The organism is Celeribacter sp. HF31, from assembly GCF_011806455.1.
Classification (GTDB): Bacteria; Pseudomonadota; Alphaproteobacteria; order Rhodobacterales; family Rhodobacteraceae; genus Celeribacter.
The window spans coordinates 348,916-363,325 of sequence record NZ_JAATOT010000002.1 but is presented as its reverse complement, the minus strand read 5'-3'; the positions used below and the strand labels follow the sequence as shown (position 1 = coordinate 363,325).

Sequence of the window (14,410 nt, the reverse complement as noted above, 5' to 3'; positions counted from 1 at the left end):
TTTCAGCTCCGTGCGATCATGTCTTTCAACATGTGATACGAGGCTTTGGGGGTGCGCTGCAACGTTTCAAAATCGACATGCACGATGCCGAAGCGCCGTTCATAGCCAAAAGCCCACTCATAGTTGTCCAAAAGCGACCAGTAGAAAAAGCCTTTGAGGTTCACGCCTTCGGCAATCGCCTGATGCATCGCGGCCATGTGATCGGTGATATAGGCGCAGCGTTCCGGGTCGTGCACCACGCCGTTTTTCATATGATCGTCCCAGGCCATGCCGTTTTCGGTCACCACGATCGGCAGATCGCCGACATAGCGGTCCTTGAGGTTGACCAAAAGCGCGCGCAGGCCCTCGGGACAAATCTCCCAGCCCATTTGCGTGGTGGCCAAGTGACCCTGCGCGGGTTTGGTATGGGGCCAGGGCGAGGCGGCGTCATGGGCGACCAGTTGGCGGAAATAATAGTTCACGCCGAGCCAGCCGATAGGCTGGGAAATCGCGGTCATATCGTCTTGCCAGCCTTTCGGCAGATGCGGCTCAAGGCCCGCGAGCGCCTCTTGCGGATAATGCCCCTTCGCGATGGCCTCGATGAACCAGCGATTGTTTGTGGCGTCCTGCGTGGCGGCGGCTTGGATGTCTTTCGGATCGTCGCTGGCGGGCTGGGTGTGTTCGAAATTGATCACGATGCCAAGGTTCTTGCGGCCCCGGTCGCGCAGCCGGGTCATGGCCTCGCCATGCGCCTTCAGGACATGATGCATGGCACGGGCGGCGGCGCGGATGTCGCGGCGGCCCGGCGCGTGATGGCCCAGGAAATGCGAGAGATAAGAAACGCACCAAGGTTCGTTGACCGTCGCCACCGTCGCCATGCGGTCGCCGATCTTATCGTCGATCACCTCGACAAAATCGCCGAACCAGAGATGCACGTCGGGGTTGGTCCAGCCGCCCAGATCGGCCAGAGCCGCGGGCATCTCCCAATGGTACAGCGTCAGATGCGGCTCAAGGCCACGTTCCAGAATGGCGTCGGTGAGCCGGTCGTAATAATCGAGGCCTTCGCGGTTCACGGCGCCGCGGCCTTCGGGGATCACCCGCGCCCAGCTGGTGGAAAAGCGATAGGCGTCGAAACCGCCGTCTTTCAACAGGTCCATGTCTTTGCCGTAGCGGTGGTACTGATCGCAGGCCAAAGCGCCGTCTTCCGCGCGCAGCACATTGCCGGGCGTGGCGGCGAAAGTGTCCCAATGCGTCGGGCCTGCGCCGCCGAATTTATGGCCCTCGACCTGATAGGCGGCGGTGGCGGCGCCAAAGAGAAAGCCGTTCGGAAAGTCTTTGCGGGTCAGGTTGGGGCGAGATGTCATGGGACCTCCTTGGCCTGGGTTTTCTGCGACGGATTCTACGGGCGTAGGTAGCGCTAACTTTTGTGCGCGGAGCGCCCCGGGGGACGCCCGCGATTGTCTCTTACATAGTCTTGAAGTCTTGGTCGAAGCAAGACCAAAGCGCTTTGGTTTTGCGGCGTCATAAAAATTTCTTGGGAAAAATCCGCGAGGTGGAAGAGAGACGTTTAGCTTTTGGGGGCCGGGCCGGTGGTGTGGCCGATGATCAATTCCGCATCCAAAAGCACGTGGCGCATCGGGCGTTTCGGATCAGAAATTTGTTCCATCAAAATCTCGGCGCAAATCCGTCCGGCCATGCGCACAGAGGACCGCGTGGCGGTGTAGATCGGCTCGGCCGCACCGTTGCGCAGATAGGACAGATCGTCGTCATGCACGATCAGCGACACATCTTTGCCAATCTTGAGGCCCGCAGTGTCGAGCGCCCGGCGCACACCGAAACCGACAATGATCGAAGAGGCCAGGATCGCGGTCGGAGGTTTGTGCAGTGCGAGCATCTCCAGCGTGGCGGAAAATCCGTATTCCTCTGTCATTTCAGAGGAATAGCAGAGTTCCTTGTGCTCTTTCAGTCCGGCGGAAATCAAGGCATCGCGATAGCCCTCGCGACGTTTTATGGCGAAATCCATATTCTCCAAGCCGTTCAAAAGCCCGATACGACGATGCCCCAGGTCGATCAGGAACTGGGTGGCGCGCTCGAAAGCGCGGGTGTTGTTCATATCGACCCAGGAATATTCGCTTTCCTCGGCAATGCCCGACCGGCCATGCACCACAAAGGGCATGCCGATCTCGCGCAACAGCGCGATGCGGGGATCGTTGGCCTTGGGGCCATGCACGATGACGCCATCGACCGAGCCTTTCGCGGCGATTTTTCGATAGGCCTCGGCCTCGGTTTTGTCGGGCACGATGGTGAGCATCATGTCGTAATTTTCGCGCGCATAAATCTCAGACGCGCCCGCGATGAAATCGGTGAACACCGGGTTCACCACCTCATGTTCGGTCGACAGCGGGATCACATGGCCCACCGTATGATTGCGCCCTGTGGCCAAGCCACGGGCGCGGATGTTGGGCGTGTAATTGTGCTGTTTTGCGGCTTTCATCACCTTGTCGCGGGTCACTTCGGACACTTCGGGATAGCCGTTCAGGGCCCGCGACACGGTGGTCTGGGACAGGCCCAGCAGGGTGGAAAGCTCTTTGAGGTTCATCTTGCGCCTTTTCTTGCATGCATTGTGTGCACGTTTTTCTTCATGCTAGCCGCGGCTTAGGGGGGCGGTAAAGCCCCTTCGGCCTTGCCTTGTGGGGGAGATGACCCGGATTGTCTTGCTGCTTTCGCCCCTCAAGCTGCCCCTCCAGACCGGGCGTATCAGTGTGATCGCAACGAGTTCCCATGCGCAAGCCTCTTAATCCTTGATCCGGGTCATTGACTCTGGCGTGCACATCGGCAAGGCTGGGGAAAAGCCAAAGCGCTTTGAGGTCTGGAGAACCATTTGATTTTCGGGCTGATAGCGCTAGGGTGGAGATGCCCATGTCAGGGTATGAAAACTGGGAGGTTTACATGAAAAAGACACTTTACTCCGGTGCCGCCACGCTCGCTTTGGTTGCGGGTGGTGCGCAGGCGCAGGATTTGACGATTGCCGGTCCGTGGATCGGCGCCGACCAGGAAATGGTCGAAAAGGTTTTGGACGTCTTCGAAGAGCAGAGCGGCCTTGACGTCGCCTATGTCGGCTCCGACAGTTTTGAACAGCAGATCGTGATTGATGCCGAAGCGGGCTCCGCGCCCAATGTCGCCGTTTTCCCGCAGCCGGGTCTGGCCGCCGATATGGCGCGCCGTGGGTTCCTGACGCCGCTGAGCGAGGGGACTGATGAATGGCTGAAAGAGAATTACGCGGCGGGCGAAAGCTGGACCGCCTTGGGGACATACACGGGCGAGGACGGTACGGATCACCTCTACGCCTTCCCCTATAAGATCGACGTGAAATCGCTGGTTTGGTACGTGCCGGAGAATTTCGAGGACGCGGGTTATGAGATCCCCGAAACCATGGAAGAGCTCAAAGCGCTGACCGAACAGATCGTCGCCGATGGCGAAACGCCGTGGTGCATCGGGCTGGGGTCGGGCGCTGCGACCGGCTGGCCGGCAACCGACTGGGTCGAAGACCTGATGCTGCGCACGCAGCCGCCCGAGGTTTATGACGGCTGGGTCACCAATGAGGTGAAATTCGACGACCCGCGCGTGGTTGAGGCCATCGAGGAATTCGGTTGGTTTGCCCGCAATGACGCTTTCGTCTCCGGCGGGTCAGGCTCCGTAGCGTCGACCGATTTCCGGGACAGCCCGAAAGGTCTCTTTGCCTCGCCGCCGCAATGCTACATGCATCACATGGCGTCCTTTATTCCGGCCTTCTTCCCCGAGGGTACGATGCTGGGCGAGGATGCGGATTTTTTCTACTTCCCGGCCTATGAGAGCAAAGACCTCGGCCAGCCGGTGCTGGGTGCGGGCACGCTTTGGGCGATCACCAACGACAGCCCCGAAGCGCAACAGTTCATGGAATTCCTGAAAACCACCGATGCGCATGAGGCTTGGATGAAACAGAAAGGCTTCCTGACGCCCTACAAGGCGGTGGACACCTCTGTCTTCTCCGACCCGACGTTGAAGAAAATGAACGACATCCTTCTGGGTGCGACGACCTTCCGCTTTGACGCCTCAGACCTGATGCCGGGTGGCGTGGGCGCCGGGTCCTTCTGGACGGGCATGGTCGATTACACCGGTGGCGAACCCGCCGAGGATGTGGCCAAAACCATCCAAGACTCTTGGGACGCTCTGAAATAAGCGCGTGATCTCTAAGACATCCCTCCGGGCCCCTGTTTCAGTCTGGGCCCGGAGGCTTTCGCGTCTTTGCATTTTACCGATCAGGTGAAACAGTCAGACCTCGAAAAGGGGCAGGGCGGCGCGCAAACGGACTGGGGTTTTGGTTGCACGGGCCTTGGTTGAGAGAAGGGGAAACAATATGCATCCGGCACTTCAGGGGCTTTTGACCATCGCCATCGGCGTGGGGGCCTGTATCGGTTATTTCTATTTTTCCAACATCATCCTCGACAAGGTGATTTTCCCCGCGCGCGGGGCCAATGCCGGTCGCAATATCAACCGCGCCAATCTGGTGCGGCCCTGGCTGTTTCTTTTGCCGGGGCTTGCCGCGCTCGGGCTTTATCTGGCCTATCCGGTGGTCGAGACGCTCCGGCTGTCTCTCACCGATCGCGATCTCGGCGGGGCCTATGTGGGGCTTGAGAATTACCGCAAAATGTCCGGCGATCCGAAATTCTGGGAAGCGATGCGCAACAACGCCTTCTGGCTTTTGGTTGTGCCTGCGATGTCCACCGCCTTCGGGCTTTTGGTGGCGCAACTCACCGACCGCATCCGCTGGGGCTCTATCGCCAAGTCCTTGATTTTCATGCCGATGGCGATCTCTTTCGTCGGCGCGGCGGTGATCTGGAAACTGGTTTATGACGCCCGGCCTCTGGGCACGGAGCAGATCGGCATCTTGAATGCGATCTATCTGGCTTTGGGGGGCGATCAGCCGATGAACTGGCTGACCATTCCGTTCTGGAACAACTTTTTCCTTATGGTGGTCTTGATCTGGATTCAGACCGGGTTCGCCATGGTGATCCTCTCAGCGGCTCTCAGGGGCGTGCCGGAAGAGACCATCGAGGCCGCGATCGTCGATGGCGCCAACCCGTTCCAGATTTTCTTTCGCATCAAAGTGCCGCAGATCATGGGCACCATCGTCGTGGTCTGGACCACGATCACCATCGTGGTGCTCAAGGTCTTCGACATCGTTTTTGCCATGACCAACGGGCAATGGGAGACGCAGGTGCTCGCCAACTATATGTACGACCAATTGTTCCGCGCCCGTGATTGGGGGGTCGGCTCTGCGGCGGCCATGGTGATCATGCTGTTGGTGACGCCTATTTTGGTGTGGAACGTCTACAACGCCCGCAAAGAGATGAAGTGAGGGGAGGGGATCATGGATAATATCGCCGGTAAGAAACCCGCCCTGATCTGGGCCACGCATATTTCGGTCCTTGTGCTCGTGTTCCTGTGGCTTTTCCCGACTGTCGGGCTGTTCGTCTCGTCGTTCCGCACCGCCGATCAGATCGCCAGCTCCGGCTGGTGGAAGGCGCTGTTTCCGCAGGAACAGAACACGATGATCCGCACCGCAAGCCCTGAGACGCAGCAGCAGATTGACGGCAATTACGTGATCGAAGGCAATCTTTTCGAAGAAGAGGGCGACGCGGCGGGTGAAATTTCCGCTTGGGGCACCTCGTCGCGCGACATTGCCGCCTACGGCCCCGGCGAAACCGCAGATCTGGGCGACGACGGCCAGTTGACCGTTGCGGCCAATGGCGACTATCGCCTTGTGAATGAGACGGAATTCTCGGGCCGTCGCGGTGAGCGCGTGTTCCTGACCGCGGTGACGCCGCCGTCCTTCACGTTCGACAACTACCGCACGGTTCTGTTCAACGGCCAGGCCACCGACAAGATGGGCAAGGCCTTTATCAACACCTTAACCGTCACCATCCCGGCGACCGTCATCCCGATCCTGATCGCGGCTTTCGCGGCCTATGCTTTGGCCTGGATGGATTTCCGGGGGCGGGCATTTCTGATTGCCGTGATCGTCGGGCTTTTGGTCGTGCCGCTGCAACTGGCGCTCATCCCGCTGTTGAGCTTCCATGGCGCCGTCGTCGAATGGTTCATTGCGCTTGTCGGTACGCCGATGGAGGACAACGCGCGCCGTTTTGCCGAAGTGGGTGCTTTGGGCCGAATGCTCGGTTTTGAACCCGGCGACACGATCAATTCCAAGGGCTATCTGGGCGTCTGGGCGGCGCATACCGGGTTCGGCCTGCCGCTCGCGATCTATCTCTTGCGCAACTACATGGTCGGCCTGCCGAAAGACATCATCGAGAACGCCCGCGTGGACGGCGCGACGGATTTCCAGATTTTCACAAAAATCATCCTGCCACTGTCTTTCCCCGCACTTGCGTCCTTCGCGATCTTCCAATTCCTCTGGACCTGGAACGATTTGCTCGTGGCGTTGGTTTTCCTGATCGACAGCTCCGGAGAAACCACCGTGATGACGCGGCAGATCGTCGAACTTCTGGGCACCCGTGGCGGCAATTGGGAAATCCTCGCCACCGCCGCTTTCGTGTCCATCGCCGTGCCGCTGACGGTGTTCTTCTTCATGCAGAAATATCTGGTGCGCGGCCTTCTGGCCGGTTCCGTTAAATAAACAAAATGAGTGAACCTATGACCGCAACTTCTTCCTCCCCTGCGCATTTCACCCGTGAAAAAGATTGGTGGCGTGGCGCCGTCATTTATCAGATCTACCCGCGCTCCTATCAGGACAGCAACGGCGATGGCATCGGCGATCTTTTGGGCATCGTGCAGCGTTTGCCCTATATCGCCTCGCTCGGCGTCGACGCGATCTGGATTTCGCCGTTCTTCACCTCGCCGATGAAGGACTTCGGCTATGATGTTTCGGATTATTGCGATGTCGACCCGATGTTCGGCTCTCTCGCGGATTTCGATGCGGTGATCGACACGGCGCATCAATATGGCGTCAAGGTGCTGATTGACCTCGTTCTCAGCCACACCTCCGACCAGCACCCGTGGTTCATCGAGAGCCGTGAGGACAAGACCAATCCGAAGGCCAACTGGTATGTCTGGGCGGATGCCAAACCCGATGGCACGCCGCCGAACAACTGGCTGTCGATCTTTGGCGGCTCGGCCTGGCAATGGGATGCGGGGCGGTTGCAGTACTACCTGCACAACTTCCTGACGTCGCAGCCCGATCTGAACTTCCACGAACCCGAGGTGCAAAAGGCGCTGTTGGATGTCGCCGAGTTCTGGCTACACCGTGGCGTGGATGGCTTCCGTCTCGACACGATCAACTTCTACACCCATGACGCCGAGCTGCGCGACAACCCGCCCTTGGCGCCCGAAGAGCGTCAGGCCAAGACCGCGCCTGCCGTGAACCCATATACGTGGCAAAACCACATCTATGACAAATCCCGGCCCGAGAACCTTGAGTTCCTGCGCAAACTGCGCGCCGTGATGGAGCCCTTCAACGCCGCCGCCGTCGGCGAGGTGGGCGACGACCAACGCGATCTGGAAATCCTCGGCGAATACACCGCGGGCGATGATCTCATGCATATGTGCTACGCCTTCGACCTTCTGTCCGGCGACACGCCGACGCCCGAGTATATCAAGAGCGTGATGGACAAGGTGGATGAGGTGGCCGCAGATGGGTGGGCCTGTTGGGCGTACTCAAACCACGACGTGGTGCGGCATATGTCGCGCTGGCACCTCGATCCGATGGGCGCGCGGGCCTTCACGACGCTGATGATGTGTCTGCGTGGCTCGACCTGTATCTATCAGGGCGAGGAGTTGGGCCTGCCGGAGGCGGAGCTGAAGTTCGAAGATCTGCAAGACCCCTACGGCATTCTGTTCTGGCCGGATTTCAAAGGCCGCGACGGCTGTCGCACGCCGATGGTCTGGGAACGCTCCCAGCATCACGGCGGCTTCTCCAGCGCGGGCCAGACCTGGTTGCCGGTGAGCGCGGATCACTATCCGCTGGCGGTCGCGCAGTCTGAATACGATCCGGGCGCGATCCTGCACCATTACCGCCGCGCGATTGCCTTCCGCCATGCGCATAAGGCGCTGATGACGGGGACGATGGAGGACATGCACGTCAACGGGCCGTGCCTGATTTTCACCCGCAAGAGTGACGAAGAAGAGCTGTTCTGTGCCTTCAACCTGTCCGATCAACCGACGAGCCTTGAGGCGCCGAAGGGCAATTGGCATCAGGTCGGCAGCGAATTGAATTCCGCCTCGCCGATGGAAGACGGCAAGCTGCATCTGGGGCCGTGGCAGCCCGCGATCATGCTGCGGTATAAAGTCTGAGAATTAGGGAGGGGAGAGAGGTCATGGCTGATCTGAAACTGGAAAATGTCGCCAAGGTTTATGGTGGCAAGGTTGAGGTCCTGAAGGACATCAATCTCGACATCGAGACCGGCGAGCTGATCGTCTTCGTCGGCCCGTCCGGCTGTGGCAAATCCACGCTTTTGCGCATGATCGCAGGGCTGGAGAAAATCTCCGGCGGCACGCTTGAGATCGACGGGGTGCGGGTCAACGACGTGCCCCCCGCGCAACGCGGCATCGCCATGGTGTTCCAGTCCTACGCGCTCTACCCGCATATGACGGTCTACGACAACATGGCCTTCTCCCTGAAACTCGCCAAGAAATCCAAGGACGAGATCAAGGAGGCGGTGATGCGCGCCGCTCATATCCTCCAACTCGAAGACTATCTCGACCGTCTGCCGAAGGCGCTTTCGGGCGGTCAGCGGCAACGCGTTGCCATCGGTCGGGCCATCGTGCGCGACCCGAAGGTCTATCTCTTCGATGAGCCTCTCTCCAACCTCGATGCAGCGCTGCGCGTCGCGACACGCCTTGAGATCGCCCAGCTCAAGGAAAGCATGCCCGACAGCACGATGATCTATGTGACCCACGATCAGGTCGAGGCGATGACCTTGGCAGACCGCATCGTGGTGCTGGCAAACAAAGGCATCGCGCAGGTCGGAAGCCCGCTCGAACTCTATGAGAAGCCCGACAATGAATTCGTCGCGCAATTCATCGGCTCGCCCTCGATGAACCTGATCCCCGGCGAGATCATCGAGACCGGCACGATGACCAAGGTCAAGCTCGACGGCGAAGGCATCGCCACCTCCGCGATCCCGACGACAGCCGCCGACATGGGCCGAAAGGTCAACATCGGCGTGCGCCCAGAGGACATGCATCTGGCCGAGGGCGAAGCGATCCTCGACGGTGTGGTCGATGTGGTCGAGGCGCTAGGCGAGGTAACCTTGCTCTATTTCGTCGCCGAACGCGGCCAAGAGCCTCTGATCGCCAAGCTCCCGGGCATCCATGCAGGGCTCAAAGGCCAGACGGTGAAACTCTCCGCGCCGCCGGAGAAGGTGCATTTGTTTGCCGATGGGCTGTCGATGCGACCGAAAGGGTGAGAACGACCGCGAAAGGTCGCCGCAAGGCGGCCTGCGCTCGACCGGGGGAGGCAGATCAGTCGAGCCGCCGCACCATGATCTGGTTGCCCTCGCCGCGTCTGGTTTCGAACAGTTTCAGAGAGGCGATCAATTCGCTGAGCTTGCGCTTGCCATAGCTGCGGGTATCGAAATCGGGTTGGGCGGCGGTGATATACTGACCGATTTGTCCCAGAGTCACCCATTCATCGTCCGAATTGATCGCATCCATGGCCCGGATCACCAGTTTGGTGGGATCCTCAAGCGGCGTTTCTGCGGCGGGGCTGACCTCTGCGACCTCTTCGGGCTTGCGCGGCTTGGCGACGGGTTTCACGGCCTCCGGCAGGAGGTTCTCGACATAGATGAAACGCTTGCAGGCCTTCACGAATGCGCCCGGTGTCTTGCGCATGCCCATGCCAAAAACATCGAGCCCCTGTTCGCGGATGCGACTGGCGAGCCGGGTGAAATCGCTGTCAGAGGAAATCAGAACGAACCCGTCGAACCGTCCGGAATGCAGAATATCCATGGCATCAATCACCAGAGCGATGTCCGAGGCGTTCTTGCCGGTGGTGTTGGCGAATTGCTGATGTGGGACGATTGCCAGAGCCGCCAGTTTTTCCTTGTTCCAGCCCTGCGGCGCGCCGCCTGCGAAATCGCCGTAAATCCGTCGGATGCTGGCCTCGCCGAGGGTGGCGATTTCCTCGAACATCGCCTCGGCATATTTGGCGGAGATGTTGTCGGCGTCGATCAGAACGGCAAGGAGGGGCGGTTTGGTCATATTGGGCATGGGGAAGGCCTTTCGCGGGCGCGGTTGCTCAAGCCATAGAACATTGCGGTTTCGAGGGCCAGTGCAGCCGCGACGTCGCGCCCCATGATGCGCCCCGATGAAATCCTTTCAACGGGCCGGGCAGGGTGGTATTCAACCTTCGAAATATATGTTTGAAGGCCAGATCCCATGTCCCAGACCCCGCCCCGCATCATGCCCAAACCCTTCAACGCGCCGCCGCAAGGCCTCTGGCGCGCCACGCCGCCGGCAATCTTTCCGCCGATCATGGGGCTTTTGGGGATGGGGCTTGCCTGGCGTCAGGCGGGCAATATCCTGCCCTCTGCGCCGAACTGGATCGGGGAAATGATCCTCGGCGCTGTGTCTTTGCTCTACATCTTCGCGGTGGTGGCCTATCTGGCCAAGGTCGCTCGTCGCCCCTCGGTGGTTGCCGATGACCTGCGCATCCTGCCCGGGCGCGCAGGCCTTGCCGCAGGGGCGGACGCGGGCTTTCTCTTTGCCGCTGTGCTGGTGCCCTATTCGACGGATGCGGCGAAAACCGTGCTGGTGCTCTCGCTTGTGGCGCTGACGATTGTGGCGGTCCTCACCATCCGCTCGCTTCTCATTGGCCCCACGGAGCAGCGCCGTGTGACGCCCGCCTGGCATCTGGCCTTTGTCGGCTACATCATCGCGCCCCTTTCCGCCGTGCCTTTGGGCTGGATCGGCCTGTCCCAGATCATCTTCGCCACGACCCTGCCGATTGCTGCCGCCGTCTGGATCATTTCCGCGATGCAATTCGCCCGCGCCGATGTGCCGCCGCCGCTGCGCCCGCTTTTGGCGATCCATATCGCGCCGGTCTCGCTTTTCGGCATCGTCGCCACGCTTTTGGGCTACACGACGCTTGCGCTGGCCTTCGCCTGGATCGGCGTGACCGCTCTGATCGTCTATCTCGGGGCCATCCGCTACCTCACCAAAGGCGATTTCTCTGCGCTCTGGGGCGCCTTCACCTTTCCGCTCGCGGCCTTCGCCAACCTGATGTTCGCCGCCGCCACGCTCAAGCCGATGCCGTTTCGCCTCATCGGCGGGCTGGAGCTGGTCGCGGCCACCCTGGTGATCACCTATATCGCCGTGAAAATCATGCAGCTCTGGACCCGTGGCAAACTGGCCAAAGCCACCAACGCCGCTGTTGTCTGACGGCTCTATTGCGTTTCCTTTGCTGCGAAAAATACTCAAAAAGGGCCGCCTCTCCCCAGAGGGCGGCCCTAAATCTTGCGTGACATCTCGGTGAAACCCACAAAACACCCTTTCCATTGTGGGACATCCATGCAATAGGGACGTGCCAAACCGTATCCCCCATGGAGAGACCTGATGGAGATTCGCGAGGCGCTTACCTTCGATGACGTATTGCTTGTTCCGGCTGCATCTTCCGTGCTGCCGTCAACGGCGGACACCAAGACCTTTGTGACGAAGGCCATTCAGCTGAACATCCCCCTGATGTCCTCTGCGATGGACACCGTGACAGAGGCCCGCATGGCCATCGCCATGGCGCAGGCCGGTGGCGTGGGGGTGATCCACAAGAACCTCGACGTGGAAAAGCAATCCATCGAGGTCCGCCGCGTCAAACGCTTTGAGAGCGGCATCGTCTACAACCCGGTGACGCTCACCGCGAACCAGACCATCGCGGACGCCAAGGCGCTTTGTGCCCAGTATAATTTCACCGGCTTCCCGGTGATTGACGAGACCCGCCGCGTGGTCGGCATCGTCACCAACCGCGACATGCGCTTTGCCACTTCCGACGACACGCCGGTGTCTCAGGTGATGACCTCGACCGATCTCGCCATTCTGCAAGAGCCCGCAGATCGCGACGAGGCAATCTCCCTGATGAAAGCCCGCCGGATCGAGAAGCTGCTCGTGACGGATGCCAAAGGCCACCTGACCGGTCTGTTGACGCTCAAAGACACCGAACAAGCCGTGCTGAACCCCTCGGCCTGCAAAGACAGCCTCGGCCGTCTGCGCGTGGCTGCCGCCACCTCCGTGGGCGATGCGGGCTTTGAACGCTCCGCCGCCTTGGTGGACGCGGGCGTTGACATCATCGTCATCGACACGGCACACGGCCATTCCCAAGGCGTGATCGACGCCGTGGCCCGCGCCAAGAAAGAGTTCGGCGACAACGTCCAGATCATCGCGGGCAACGTCGCCACCGGCGAGGCCACCAAGGCGCTGATCGGCGCGGGCGCGGATGCGGTCAAGGTCGGCATCGGGCCGGGGTCGATCTGCACCACCCGCATGGTCGCGGGCGTCGGCGTGCCGCAGTTGACCGCAATCATGGATTGCTCGAAAGCCGCTGGTGACGTGCCGGTGATTGCCGACGGCGGCATCAAATTCTCCGGCGATTTCGCCAAAGCCATTGCGGCGGGGGCCTCTGTTGCCATGGTCGGCTCGATGATTGCGGGCACGGATGAGTCTCCGGGCGAGGTGATCCTCTACCAGGGCCGGTCGTTCAAATCCTATCGCGGCATGGGCTCCTTGGGCGCCATGGCGCGCGGCTCTGCGGATCGGTATTTCCAAAAAGACGCCGCCTCCGACAAGCTCGTGCCCGAGGGCATCGAGGGTCAGGTGCCCTACAAAGGCCCCGTCGGCACCGTGCTGCACCAGATGGTTGGTGGTTTGCGTGCCGCCATGGGCTACACCGGCTGCGCGACTGTGGCGGAGATGAACACGAATTGTAACTTCACCAAGATCACCGGCGCGGGCCTCAAGGAATCTCACGTCCACGACGTGCAGATCACCCGCGAAAGCCCGAACTACCGGATCGGCTGAGCCGACCCGTATCAAAGAAACAACGACGGCGGCCTTCGGTCGCCGTTGCTTTTTGCACCAGACCCTGTTTTTGCTGAACCCATGACACCCGCTGCCCGCCTTTCCGCCGCCATAGAGATTCTCGACGATGTGCTGATCGGCGAGAATGCCGAACGTGTGTTGACCACCTGGGCGCGGGGGCATCGCTTCGCGGGCTCGAAAGACCGCGCGGCGATCCGCGATCTGGTCTTCGATGCGATCCGGTGCCTGCGCTCCTACGGCTGGTTGGGCGGTGCGGGGCAGGGACGGCCCTCGGCTCGGCAGGTGATGATCGGCGCTCTGCGCGCCGCTGGCACCGATCCCGACACGTTGTTTTGTACCGACCGCTTTGCGCCGCGTCCTTTGACGGACGAGGAGCGCGGGGCGGCTCCTGCGCTGGAGGATGCACCTTTGGGCGTGCGTCTCGACTGTCCGGACTGGCTTGTGCCGCTTTATAAAGAAACACTTGGCGAGACCACGGAAGAGGTGCTCGTGGGGATGCGTCAGCGCGCGGATGTGTATCTGCGGGTCAATGCCGCGAAATCGACGCTGGGCCATGCGTTGGAGCATCTCGCCAATGACGGCATCGAAGCGGTGCCGCATCCGCTCTCGGAAACCGCTTTAAAGGTCACCAAAGGGGCCCGCGCCGTGGCGCGGTCGCAGGCCTATCTGACCGGTCTCGTCGAGCTTCAGGATGCGGGCTCTCAGGCCATCATCGACGCGCTGCCGCTCGAAGACGGCATGTCGGTTCTGGATTATTGCGCGGGCGGCGGTGGCAAGTCTCTCGCCATGGGCGCGCGGGCCAAGCTCACTCTTACCGCCCATGATGTCGATCCCGCGCGGATGCAGGACATCGCGGCGCGGGCCGGGCGCGCAGGGCTCAAGATCACCACGGCGCGCAAATCCGAGCTGGCCGCAAGTTACGATCTGGTGCTTTGCGATGTGCCCTGTTCCGGCTCTGGCGCCTTTTCGCGTAGCCCGCAAGGGAAATGGGCCCTGACGCCCTCGCGGCTCACCCATCTCACCGCGATCCAATCCGATATTCTTGATGAGGTTGCGCCCATGGTGCGCCCGGGCGGCTGCCTTGCCTATGCGACCTGTTCGCTCTTTGAGGTGGAAAATGCCGCTCAGGTTTCGGCCTTTATGGCGCGGAATTCCGAGTTTCACTTGGAAAAACAGCGCCTGCTGAGTCCGCTTGAGGGCGGTGACGGGTTCTTTTATGCGGTTCTGCGCCGCAATGCCTGAGACTGTTTCCACTATGGAAACGGGAAAAATAAGTTAACAATACAACTTTACCGATAGTTCTTCACGTTTTATCGTGAAACGGACCGGGCATTAAAAGCACATTAACCAA

The 14,410-nt window shown here is 60.5% G+C and carries 11 protein-coding genes; 8 read left to right on the top strand and 3 right to left on the bottom strand.

Annotated features, from left to right (window positions below):
- Positions 1–2: 2 nt before the first annotated feature.
- Together HCZ23_RS05185 and HCZ23_RS05180 are read right to left on the bottom strand one after the other, a co-directional pair.
- Positions 3–1,343 (bottom strand): GH1 family beta-glucosidase, encoded by a 1,341-nt coding sequence (locus tag HCZ23_RS05185; protein ID WP_167600635.1) that lies wholly within the window; start codon positions 1,341–1,343, stop codon positions 3–5.
- 203 nt (positions 1,344–1,546) lie between these two features.
- The gene (locus HCZ23_RS05180) at positions 1,547–2,578 is read right to left on the bottom strand and encodes a LacI family DNA-binding transcriptional regulator (protein WP_167600634.1); all 1,032 of its coding nucleotides are present in this window, start codon (positions 2,576–2,578) and stop codon (positions 1,547–1,549) included.
- A gap of 350 nt (positions 2,579–2,928) precedes the next feature.
- Here HCZ23_RS05180 and HCZ23_RS05175 point away from each other — a divergent pair, with 350 nt between their 5' ends.
- From HCZ23_RS05175 to HCZ23_RS05155, 5 genes are all read left to right on the top strand, one after another.
- A complete protein-coding gene (locus HCZ23_RS05175) occupies positions 2,929–4,197 on the top strand; it encodes an ABC transporter substrate-binding protein (protein ID WP_167600633.1) in 1,269 nt (422 codons plus the stop codon).
- Positions 4,198–4,375: 178 nt separating this feature from the next.
- The gene (locus tag HCZ23_RS05170) at positions 4,376–5,377 is read left to right on the top strand and encodes a carbohydrate ABC transporter permease (RefSeq protein ID WP_167600632.1); all 1,002 of its coding nucleotides are present in this window, start codon (positions 4,376–4,378) and stop codon (positions 5,375–5,377) included.
- Between the two features lie 12 nt (positions 5,378–5,389).
- The gene (locus HCZ23_RS05165) at positions 5,390–6,652 is read left to right on the top strand and encodes a carbohydrate ABC transporter permease (RefSeq protein ID WP_167600631.1); all 1,263 of its coding nucleotides are present in this window, start codon (positions 5,390–5,392) and stop codon (positions 6,650–6,652) included.
- Between the two features lie 17 nt (positions 6,653–6,669).
- Positions 6,670–8,325, top strand: coding sequence for an alpha-glucosidase (locus HCZ23_RS05160; protein ID WP_167600630.1), 1,656 nt, complete (start codon positions 6,670–6,672; stop codon positions 8,323–8,325).
- Positions 8,326–8,348: 23 nt separating this feature from the next.
- Positions 8,349–9,440, top strand: a complete 1,092-nt coding sequence (locus HCZ23_RS05155) for an ABC transporter ATP-binding protein (protein ID WP_167600629.1) — start codon at positions 8,349–8,351, stop codon at positions 9,438–9,440.
- Positions 9,441–9,495: 55 nt separating this feature from the next.
- Here HCZ23_RS05155 and HCZ23_RS05150 read toward each other — a convergent pair whose 3' ends face one another.
- The gene (locus HCZ23_RS05150) at positions 9,496–10,242 is read right to left on the bottom strand and encodes an NYN domain-containing protein (protein WP_167600628.1); all 747 of its coding nucleotides are present in this window, start codon (positions 10,240–10,242) and stop codon (positions 9,496–9,498) included.
- Between the two features lie 168 nt (positions 10,243–10,410).
- Here HCZ23_RS05150 and HCZ23_RS05145 point away from each other — a divergent pair, with 168 nt between their 5' ends.
- The 3 genes from HCZ23_RS05145 to HCZ23_RS05135 all read left to right on the top strand — a co-directional run bounded on the left by HCZ23_RS05145 (position 10,411) and on the right by HCZ23_RS05135 (position 14,301).
- A complete protein-coding gene (locus HCZ23_RS05145) occupies positions 10,411–11,412 on the top strand; it encodes a tellurium resistance protein (protein WP_167600627.1) in 1,002 nt (333 codons plus the stop codon).
- Positions 11,413–11,586: 174 nt separating this feature from the next.
- On the top strand, positions 11,587–13,038 hold the full coding sequence (gene guaB, locus HCZ23_RS05140) for an IMP dehydrogenase (RefSeq protein WP_167600626.1): 1,452 nt from the start codon (positions 11,587–11,589) through the stop codon (positions 13,036–13,038).
- A gap of 81 nt (positions 13,039–13,119) precedes the next feature.
- A complete protein-coding gene (locus HCZ23_RS05135; RefSeq protein ID WP_167600625.1) occupies positions 13,120–14,301 on the top strand; it encodes an RsmB/NOP family class I SAM-dependent RNA methyltransferase in 1,182 nt (393 codons plus the stop codon).
- Positions 14,302–14,410: the final 109 nt, after the last annotated feature.

Bases quoted from the DNA above. Each gene is read 5' to 3' on its own strand.
- HCZ23_RS05185 (WP_167600635.1), bottom strand. From the start codon at position 1,343: ATGACATCTCGCCCCAACCTGACCCGCAAAGACTTTCCGAACGGCTTT.
- HCZ23_RS05180 (WP_167600634.1), bottom strand. From the start codon at position 2,578: ATGAACCTCAAAGAGCTTTCCACCCTGCTGGGCCTGTCCCAGACCACC.
- HCZ23_RS05175 (WP_167600633.1), top strand. From the start codon at position 2,929: ATGAAAAAGACACTTTACTCCGGTGCCGCCACGCTCGCTTTGGTTGCG.
- HCZ23_RS05170 (WP_167600632.1), top strand. From the start codon at position 4,376: ATGCATCCGGCACTTCAGGGGCTTTTGACCATCGCCATCGGCGTGGGG.
- HCZ23_RS05165 (WP_167600631.1), top strand. From the start codon at position 5,390: ATGGATAATATCGCCGGTAAGAAACCCGCCCTGATCTGGGCCACGCAT.
- HCZ23_RS05160 (WP_167600630.1), top strand. From the start codon at position 6,670: ATGACCGCAACTTCTTCCTCCCCTGCGCATTTCACCCGTGAAAAAGAT.
- HCZ23_RS05155 (WP_167600629.1), top strand. From the start codon at position 8,349: ATGGCTGATCTGAAACTGGAAAATGTCGCCAAGGTTTATGGTGGCAAG.
- HCZ23_RS05150 (WP_167600628.1), bottom strand. From the start codon at position 10,242: ATGCCCAATATGACCAAACCGCCCCTCCTTGCCGTTCTGATCGACGCC.
- HCZ23_RS05145 (WP_167600627.1), top strand. From the start codon at position 10,411: ATGTCCCAGACCCCGCCCCGCATCATGCCCAAACCCTTCAACGCGCCG.
- guaB (WP_167600626.1), top strand. From the start codon at position 11,587: ATGGAGATTCGCGAGGCGCTTACCTTCGATGACGTATTGCTTGTTCCG.
- HCZ23_RS05135 (WP_167600625.1), top strand. From the start codon at position 13,120: ATGACACCCGCTGCCCGCCTTTCCGCCGCCATAGAGATTCTCGACGAT.